The sequence below is a fragment of the Nonomuraea zeae genome (assembly GCF_005889725.1).
GTDB classification, from domain to species: domain Bacteria; phylum Actinomycetota; class Actinomycetes; order Streptosporangiales; family Streptosporangiaceae; genus Nonomuraea; species Nonomuraea zeae.
Map to the genome: position 1 here is coordinate 1 of NZ_VCKX01000427.1, position 8,173 is coordinate 8,173.

The 8,173-nt window shown below is 73.0% G+C and carries 8 protein-coding genes; 7 read left to right on the top strand and 1 reads right to left on the bottom strand.

Features of this window, described 5'->3' with window-relative positions; translation table 11 throughout:
- Positions 1 to 179 precede the first annotated feature (179 nt).
- From ETD85_RS57565 to ETD85_RS57590, 6 genes are all read left to right on the top strand, one after another.
- The gene (locus tag ETD85_RS57565) at positions 180 to 548 is read left to right on the top strand and encodes a hypothetical protein (protein ID WP_138698287.1); all 369 of its coding nucleotides are present in this window, start codon (positions 180 to 182) and stop codon (positions 546 to 548) included.
- 26 nt (positions 549 to 574) lie between these two features.
- Complete coding sequence (locus tag ETD85_RS57570; protein ID WP_138698288.1) at positions 575 to 1,717, top strand: NAD(P)/FAD-dependent oxidoreductase; 1,143 nt, start codon at positions 575 to 577, stop codon at positions 1,715 to 1,717.
- Positions 1,718 to 1,925: 208 nt separating this feature from the next.
- Positions 1,926 to 2,120 carry an MbtH family protein gene (locus ETD85_RS57575; RefSeq protein ID WP_138698289.1) on the top strand — a complete coding sequence of 65 codons (195 nt, stop codon included), beginning with the start codon at positions 1,926 to 1,928 and terminating at the stop codon, positions 2,118 to 2,120.
- A 246-nt stretch (positions 2,121 to 2,366) separates the two neighbouring features.
- Positions 2,367 to 3,119: an SDR family oxidoreductase gene (locus ETD85_RS57580; RefSeq protein WP_138698290.1), complete on the top strand. Its 753-nt coding sequence runs from the start codon at positions 2,367 to 2,369 to the stop codon at positions 3,117 to 3,119.
- A gap of 51 nt (positions 3,120 to 3,170) precedes the next feature.
- The gene (locus ETD85_RS57585) at positions 3,171 to 3,593 is read left to right on the top strand and encodes a cupin domain-containing protein (RefSeq protein ID WP_138698291.1); all 423 of its coding nucleotides are present in this window, start codon (positions 3,171 to 3,173) and stop codon (positions 3,591 to 3,593) included.
- Positions 3,594 to 3,685: 92 nt separating this feature from the next.
- Complete coding sequence (locus ETD85_RS57590) at positions 3,686 to 4,582, top strand: RNA polymerase sigma-70 factor (RefSeq protein ID WP_138698292.1); 897 nt, start codon at positions 3,686 to 3,688, stop codon at positions 4,580 to 4,582.
- Positions 4,583 to 4,723: 141 nt separating this feature from the next.
- Here the strand turns inward: ETD85_RS57590 and ETD85_RS57595 are convergent, their stop codons facing one another.
- Positions 4,724 to 5,128, bottom strand: a complete 405-nt coding sequence (locus ETD85_RS57595; protein WP_138698293.1) for a YybH family protein — start codon at positions 5,126 to 5,128, stop codon at positions 4,724 to 4,726.
- Between the two features lie 358 nt (positions 5,129 to 5,486).
- On the opposite strand from ETD85_RS57595, the gene ETD85_RS67140 reads away from it, so the two are divergent.
- On the top strand, positions 5,487 to 8,045 hold the full coding sequence (locus ETD85_RS67140; RefSeq protein ID WP_138698294.1) for a DUF7824 domain-containing protein: 2,559 nt from the start codon (positions 5,487 to 5,489) through the stop codon (positions 8,043 to 8,045).
- Positions 8,046 to 8,173: the final 128 nt, after the last annotated feature.

Below are 8,173 nucleotides of genomic sequence, written 5' to 3' on the forward strand. Positions count from 1 at the left end.
CATCTTCTCGACACTGGCCTGACCCCACTGCGCGCGCTGTCTCACCAGCCACGTCATACCGCGCGACGATCACTGCGGCAAACTCGGCGATCTTCACTCACCTCGACGTGCGGAAAACGGGGCTAGCCGCACCCCGTCTCGCCTGCGTATAACCGACTCACGCGGCAAAAACCAGGAAGGTGGCCGCGAACGCCTTCACGTTCGACGTGTCCACCTACTTCCTGCAGGGGCAGGCGGTCGCGTCGGTGCGGGGCGGCTCGCGCGTGGAGATGCTGGCGGACAAGGACTTCCCGATCAAGTTCGTCTACCCGCCGGAGGGTGCGATCCCGTTGCCGGCCACCGCGAACGTGGTGGGCCCGGCTGGACGCCGCGCCGGCCGCGCGGGTGGTCGGTTCCGAGCAGGCGGCCGGGATGAAACCGCTGGACCGGGCCGCCGTCAACGGCGAGCGCTCCGCCTGGACCGACCGGTGGACGAAGGAGGTCGAGCGGTCATGAGCGTCTCGGTAACCGGCGTGACCGAGGCCTCCGCCGACCAGGATGAGAAGTGACAGGACCCGAAATGTCAGGAGCGAATGTGCGAGTCGTCGTCATCGGTGCGGGGGTCGTCGGATCCGCGGTCGCGGCCGGGCTCACCCGGCGCGGCGCGCAGGTCACCATCCTGGAGGCACGCCATCCCGGGTACGGCACCTCGTCCACGTCCGTCGCGTGGATCAACGCCAACAACAAGACGCCCAAGGAGTACTTCGACCTCAACCACGCCGGCGTCTGGGCGCACCACCAGCTCCCCGGCGACTGGTTCTTCTCCACGGGCAACCTTGAGTACGCCGTCACCGGCGAGCACAAGGAACAGCTGGAGGCCCGCGTCGAGCGGCTGCTCGGCATGGGCTACCCGGTGGAGCGGGTGACCGCGCGGCGCGCGCTGGCCCTGGAGCCCGACCTGGTCCCCCCGCCCCCGGGCACCGAGTACGTGTTCTTCCCCGTCGAGGCGTACGTCCAGCCGATCAGGCTGCTCGGGCGGCTGCTCGGCGAGGCCCTCGACGGCGGGGCCGAGCTGGAGTGCGGGGCCGAGGTCACCGCCATCGAGCCCGCGGCGGGCGGCGCGAAGGTGACGCTGGCCGACGGGCGCGCATTCGCCGCCGACGTGGTCGTCACCTGTGCCGGGCGCTGGACGGAAGGCGTGGCGGCGCTGGCCGGGGGGCAGGTCCCCATGCTCGACCCGGCCGTGTCGGGCAAGGTCACCAACGGGTTCCTGGTCACCACGGCACCGGTGCCGGCCCGGCTGTCGCGGGTGCTCACCACCGCCGGGCTCAACCTGCGCCCGGACGGCGGCGGCCGGGTGCTGCTGCAGTCCCTGCGGCTGGACGAGCGGGCCGACCCGGCGGCGCCGGTGCCCGGCGACGTGCTGGCGGAGATGCTGCGCCTGCTGCCCGGCGTCCTGCGCGGCACCGGCGGCGCGGCGGTCGAGCGGGCGGTCGTGGGCTCCCGGGCGATGCCCGGCGACGGGCTCACCGTGGCCGGATTCGCCGACGCGGGGCGGCGCGTGTACATCGTGGCCACGCACAGCGGGATGACGCTGGCGCCGCTGCTGATGGGGGAGGTGGCGGGCGAGGTGTTCGGGGAGGAGTCGGCGCTGCTGGCGTCGTTCCGGCCGGGCAGGTTCGCCGACGGGACGGCCGCCCCGGCCCCGGCCCCGGCCCGGCGGCCCGGCCAGCAGTGACCTGATCGGCGGTGGCCTGAGCGATCGGGCACGGGACGGGCCGGCGCGGGTGCCGGCGGCACGGGGCCCCCTCTTGACATATGCCGACTTCGCCATCAAATTAGGCAAGGCTTCCCTAACTAGAGCATTCGTGGAGGACCTGCCGCAATGGACGGGATCGAGCCCCGCAGTGCCGCCTTCGACGACCTCACCGCTAGGAGCTGACCCCATGAATCCCTTCGACGACCCGGACGGCGAGTTCCTCGTTCTGGCCAACGACGAGGAGCAGCACTCCATCTGGCCCTCTTTCGCCGCCGTGCCCGGCGGCTGGGCGGTGCGCTTCGGGCCGGACAGCAGGCCGGCCTGCCTGGCCTACGTGGCCGCGCACTGGACCGACCTGACCCCGCGCAGCCTGCGGCGGTGAGCGGGCCGGGCGACCGGACCGGCTCGCGGTCCATCTCGTCGGGGCAGGCGGCCCTGCCGGCCGCGGGTCTCCGTGGCGGCCTGGCACGGGTTCCTGACTGGTCTGCGGCGTTTCTGTTTGTGACAGTCCGTAACCGGTGATGAGCGAATTTGAAGACTTTTCACCGGATCTGTCACAGGCCGGCGGGCTGCCCGGTCGTAGCTGGCGATCGGGGGCGGTCACGCCGGCGTACAGGAAGGCTTGTCCATGAAGATCGTGATCATCGGCGGCACCGGCCTGATCGGCTCGAAGCTCGTGACGAGGCTCGGCGAGCACGGCCATGAGGCGGTCGCGGCCTCGCCGAAGACCGGCGTCAACACCCTGACCGGCGAAGGGCTGGCGGAGGCGCTGGCCGGCGCGTCCGTGGTGATCGACGTGTCCAACTCGCCGTCCTTCGAGGACGCCGCGGCGCTGGAGTTCTTCGAGACCTCCACCCGCAACCTGCTCGCGGCGGAGGCGGAGGCCGGCGTGGACCATCATGTCGCGCTGTCGGTGGTCGGCACCGAGCGGCTGCCCCAGAGCGGCTATTTCCGGGCGAAGGTCGTACAGGAGAAGCTGATCGAGAAGTCGTCGATCCCGTTCACGATCGTGCACGCGACGCAGTTCTTCGAGTTCGCCCGCGGCATCGCCGACGCCGCCGCGGATGGCGACACGGTCCGCATGCCTCCTGTGCTCTTCCAGCCCATAGCGGGCGACGACGTCGCCCGGGCGGTCGCCAGGGCCGCGGTGGGTGCGCCGCTGAACGGCCGGATCGAGGTCGCCGGGCCCGAGCAGACGCGGATGGACGAGTTCTTCCGCGGCGCGCTGGCCGCCTGGGGCGACCCGCGCGAGGTGGTCACCGACCCGCACGCCACCTACTTCGGGGCCGAGCTGAGCGAGCGCTCGCTGGTCCCCGAGGGCGGCGGCGCGGTCCTCGGCGAGCTCACGTACGCGCAGTGGCTGGGCAGGACCGGCTGCTGACCGCTCCTGCGCGCGCAGGATCCCGCACCCATGACTGATGGAGGTACCGCTATGCCCGGAACCGGGCCGAAGCCCAGATCGACCGCCTGGCAGACGGCGCTGACCGTGCTCCAGGAGGCCGAGCCGCCGTTCATCCCGGCAGGGGCGCACGCGATGACGGTGGTCATCGAGTACCCGCCGGGCGACCCGGGGACGCCGCCGCACCGGCACTCCGGCCCGGCGTTCGGCTACATCCTGGAGGGGGAGATGCTGCTGGAGATCGAGGGCGAGCCGGAGCGTGTCGTGCGCGCCGGGGAGACGTTCTGGGAGCCGGGCGGCGACGTCATCCACTACCAGGACGGCAACCACCGCGACGACGTCCCTCTCCGCTTCATCGTCACGATGCTGTGCGAGCCCGGCCAGCCGATGCTCACGCTGGTGGACGACGAGGAGCTCGCCCGGCGCGGGGACCGCCGGGCGCCGCGCCCCTCCTGACGACGTCGGCGCCTTACCGGAGCTCGGGGCCGAGGCGCCGTCCGGCTAGGGTCGTACGGGGTTTTTCCGAGCAGCGAACAGGGGCGATCATTGTGGGGGACACCGGATCGGCGGGCCAGTCCGGCGGGCCGGCGGATCTCGACGAGGCCGCGACGGTCTTCGCGGGCGTGCGGCCGCGCCTGTTCGGGATCGCGTACCGGATGCTGGGCAGCGTCACCGAGGCCGAGGACCTGGTGCAGGAGGCCTGGCTGCGCTGGCAGGGCTACGACCGCGCCACCGTCACCGACCCGGCCGCGTTCCTCGCGACGGTGATCACCCGTCTCGCCATCAACGCCCTGCAGTCCGCCCGCGCCCGGCGCGAGACCTACGTCGGCCCGTGGCTGCCCGAGCCCGTCGACACCACGGCCGACCCGCACCTCGGGGCCGAGCGGGGCGAGGCCCTCGGTCTCGCGGTGCTGCTCCTGCTGGAACGGCTCTCGCCGACCGAGCGCGCGGCATACGTGCTGAGAGAGGCGTTCGACTATCCCTATCGGCAGATCGCCGGGATCATCCAGGTCAGCGAGGTGGCGGTCCGGCAGCTCGTGAGCAGGGCCCGCAAGCACCTCGTCTCCGAGCGTCGCGCACCGGTGAGCACGGCCCAGCAGCGCAGGCTGCTCACCGCCTTCGTCGCCGCCGCCCGCGCGGGCGACCTCACCGCGCTGGAGGACCTCCTGGCGGCGGACGCGGTCAGCTACTCCGACGGTGGCGGCGCCGTACGCGCCTCCCGCTTCCCCGTGGTGGGCGCGCCGCGGGTCGCGAAGTACGTCAGCGCGTTCGCGGACCGGTTCTGGGTGGGGGTCGAGGTGGAGTTCGGCACCGTGAACGGGCAGGCGGCGGCGCTGCTGCGCCGTGACGGAGAGGTGTTCACCGTGCTCACCGTGGACGCCTCCGACCAGGGCATCGATCAGGTGCTGTGGATGATGAACCCGGCCAAGATCGCCGCAGTCTGACCTGGAGCGGCTCGCGATCCCGGGCGGCTGGGCTGGTCCGGCGAGCCGTACGGCGGGTGGCGGTCCATGGTGTGCGGCGCGCCCTCCCCGGCGGATGGCGAGGAGGGCGCGGGGCGTCATGGCGCTCACGCCGGGGTGGGGTCAGGCTGTGCCGTGGGGGTTGTCGATGACGTAGCGCCAGCGGCCGTCCGCGCCGCGACGGACGACGTCGGTGGCGGTGCCGCTCAGATCGACGTCGCCGCCGTCCCGCGCGGTGCCGCGAATCGACCAGTCCACGATGAGCAGCGCGATGTCGCCGGCGACGTACACGTGTCTTGGGCTCGCCTGCATCGGCAGCCCGAAGCTCTGCAGGTGCTGGAGGGCGGCGAGGCGTGCGGGACCGGTGACGGGATGACCGGGTACGGGGACGAGAACGCCGTCGTCCTCGTAGACGTGATCGAGAGCTTGGGCGTCACCGGCGTTCATGGCCGCTACGAAGCGGGAGGCCGGGCTGTCGGGGTCGCCGACGAGAACCATGCGAGGCTCTGAGGTGTCATGACTGTTCATGACAAAATGATCGTATCACATTGTGGACATTCTTCGTGAGATCAAGAATGTCGGCGGGGGCCGCTAGTGTCCCGGCCATGGTCAACGCGGCGGCGTGCGTACACGTCCGAAATGTAGGGCTCGACCAGGCTTCGAGCGACTTAACCCCACCCGGCGCGGGTGTGCCCGCCGGGCGATCGCGGGGCTTGGCGATGAGCCCTCGGGGAGAGGCTCGCGCTGGATCCGGCCGATTCGTCCTTGCGTCGCGCCGCTTCCACCACGAGGCCCGTCCGGGATGCGGCCGTTTCCGCCGGGAGGTCCGTGCCGGATCCGGTCGGTTTGTCCTGGAGGCGCGCCGCTTTCATCGGGGGGTGTGCGCGTGACTGCGTGGGAAGACCTGCTCAAGCTTGCCCGCGCCTGCGACACCGTCGGGGCGGTCCGGCTGGTCACCGAGCTCGACGAGGCCGGTCGCAAGGCGATCGCGACGGAGCTGCCTCGCTACGTCACCAGGCAGAGCCGTTCGGCCCCCTGGTGGGAGTGGCCCCGGGCGCGGATGCCGCTGATGGCGGCGGGCATCGCCTGCATGAGCGGCGCGGCGGCGGTGAGCGCCTGGCTGCTGCGGCGCGAGTTCCGGTGGGCGAGCGGTTCCGGCCAGGAGGAGCACGTGCTCGGCCTGCTGCGCCGCCGGCCCGCCGAGTGGCAGGCCGACGTCGCCAGGCGCATCGCCGCTCGCCTGCGCCTGCCCGACCTGGCGCACTGGGAGGTGGCCGCGGCCATCGTCCGCGAGACCGGCGCCGAGCCGCCGCAAGAGGACGCGTTCATGGTCGGGTGGCTGCGCGAGCTCGATCCGGCGACAGCCGCCGGAGATCCGCTGTTCGCCGCGTACGGGCCGCGCATCTTCGAGATCGACGGCCTCGGCGCCACCAACCTGTGGCCGGTGGTCGAGGCCGTCGTGCGGCTGACGGGTGACGGCCTCCTGGACCGCGCGGCCGTGATCGACGGCCTAGTCAGGCGCCTCCTGCGCGACGGCTCGGCCGCGCTTATCCCGCTCGCGGGCCTGCACGACCGGCTCGATCCCGACCTCGACGAGGCGGCCGCCCGGGCCAGAGACTACGCCAGGCTGCTGCCCGCGGGGCCGACCGCGGTGGCCGACATGGCGCTGGCGCAGCTGCGGAGGCTGGAGGAGGCGGGGCGGCTGGAGGAGGAGCTGTTCACCGAGTCGGTGGCGGCGCTGGCGTTCCGGCCGGAGAAGAAGCTGCTGCGCGCGGCCGTCTCGTGGGCCGGCGACGCCGTGCTGCGCGACGCGCGACGCGTGGACGACGTGCTGGCCGCCCTGGCGATGATCTTCGTGCAGGACACGCTGGCGCTGCAGGAGCGGGCGGTGCGCCTGGCGGTCAAGGTGGCCCCGCAGGCGGGGGAGCCGGGCCGCGAGGCGGTCCGGCAGGCCGCGGTGGAGCTGCCCGCCGAGCTGCGGGAGAAGATCTCGGCAGCCTACGGGGGCGGTCTCGCGGAGCTCGCGGAGCTCGCGGCGCTCGCGGAGGAGCAGGCTCCGGCCGCGGCGCCCTTGGCGGCCGGCCGGGCGTCGCGGCTGCCGCCGCCCATCGCCTCACCGGACGAGCTGGCACGCGCGATCGCCGGGTTCGGCTGGCCACCGGACCCGTACGAGTTCGAGCGCCTGCTTGCCGGCCTGGCCGAATGGTCGCACCGGGAGCCTGCCGCGCTCCGCGAGGCGCTGCGCCCGTGGTGGCGCTCGCTCTCGCACGGCGATTACGGCCACTATGGCGGCGAGCTCCGCGAGGGCATCGCCGAGGGGTTGCGGCAGGCGTTCCTCGCGTTCGCCGCACCCGAGAGGAGCAAGGCCCTGTCGAGGAAGGCCGGGCCGAAGCACCGGCGGCCGGGCGCGCTCGACGTGCTCGACCGGCTCTACCTGAGCCGCGCCCTTGAGCTCGTGCCGCACTTCGAGGAGGGCGGCGGCTACCCGGTCCTGCTGGCCACGCCCACGGCGGGCACCGGGCACATCGATCCAGGCGTGCTGATCGACCGCCTCCAGCAGCTGGAGGCCGCCGGGGTGGCGGCTCTGCCCGCCGACCTCGCCCAGGCGCTGCTGCGGCTGCCCCGGGAGGTCTCCGGCGCAGACGCGCGGCGGGCCGAGACGCTGACGTCGGAGGCGGGCCGCAGCTGCGCGGCCTGGATGCGCGGCGGCGGGCCGGCCGACCCCGAGGTGCGCGTGTCCATGGGCAAGGGCCCGGGCTGGTACGCCTACGACCTGCGGATCGCGATCGAGCCGCCGGCCGCCGATCTGCCTGAGCCGATCCGGCGGCTGTTCGGGCCGCGCTCCGGCTACTCCTACACGCTCGACTGGTGGCCGCTCGTCCTGCCCTCGCATCGGGAGCTCGTGGCGGCGCACCTGGCCGCCCACCTGCCACAGACGATGGAGTCGCGAGACCGGCAGGTCGAGGTGCTGGCGAGCCTGGTGCACGGGGAGGGCGCGCTCGGCGCGGCTACGGCGCACGCGCTGGTCTGCGGCATGGGCCACATGAGCGCTGCCGGCCGGGCGGCCGCCACCGACGCGCTGCTGACGCTGGCGGCGCGTGGCGAGGTGCCGGCGGCGGCGCTGGGAGAGGCGGTCACGCAGCTGGCCGGGGCCGGTTTACTCAAGCTCAACCGGGTGGTCGCGGTGCTGGAGGACGCCACGCAGGCGGGGGCGCACGAGGCGGTGTGGGCGCTGATCACGCACATCCTGCCCGGCCTGCTGCCCAAGGAGGGCGAACGCCCCCGCCCAGGTGTCGCGGACCTGCTGGCGGCGGGGGCGAGGGCGGCGAGGATCGGGCGGGTGCGCGCGGATCTGCCGGAGGTGGCGGCGGTCGCGGCCCGCAAGGGGTCGAGCAGGTTGGTGCAGGAGGCGCGGCGGCTCCGGCACCTCGTGTCGGCACCGTAAAAATCTGCCCCGAAAATCCCTTCCTGAGCTGGGCACGCGGCAGCGAACCCCGACCTGGTGATCATGGTTGGGGTTTCGCGGTGAGTGGTGGTCAGGAGCTGTGAAGGATCACCTGTCCGTCTTGGATG

What these genes read in the sequence shown, in the direction of transcription:
- ETD85_RS57575 (WP_138698289.1), top strand. Translation starts at nt 1,926, where the DNA reads ATGAATCCCTTCGACGACCCGGACGGCGAGTTCCTCGTTCTGGCCAAC.
- ETD85_RS57580 (WP_138698290.1), top strand. Translation starts at nt 2,367, where the DNA reads ATGAAGATCGTGATCATCGGCGGCACCGGCCTGATCGGCTCGAAGCTC.
- ETD85_RS57585 (WP_138698291.1), top strand. Translation starts at nt 3,171, where the DNA reads ATGCCCGGAACCGGGCCGAAGCCCAGATCGACCGCCTGGCAGACGGCG.
- ETD85_RS57595 (WP_138698293.1), bottom strand. Translation starts at nt 5,128, where the DNA reads ATGAACAGTCATGACACCTCAGAGCCTCGCATGGTTCTCGTCGGCGAC.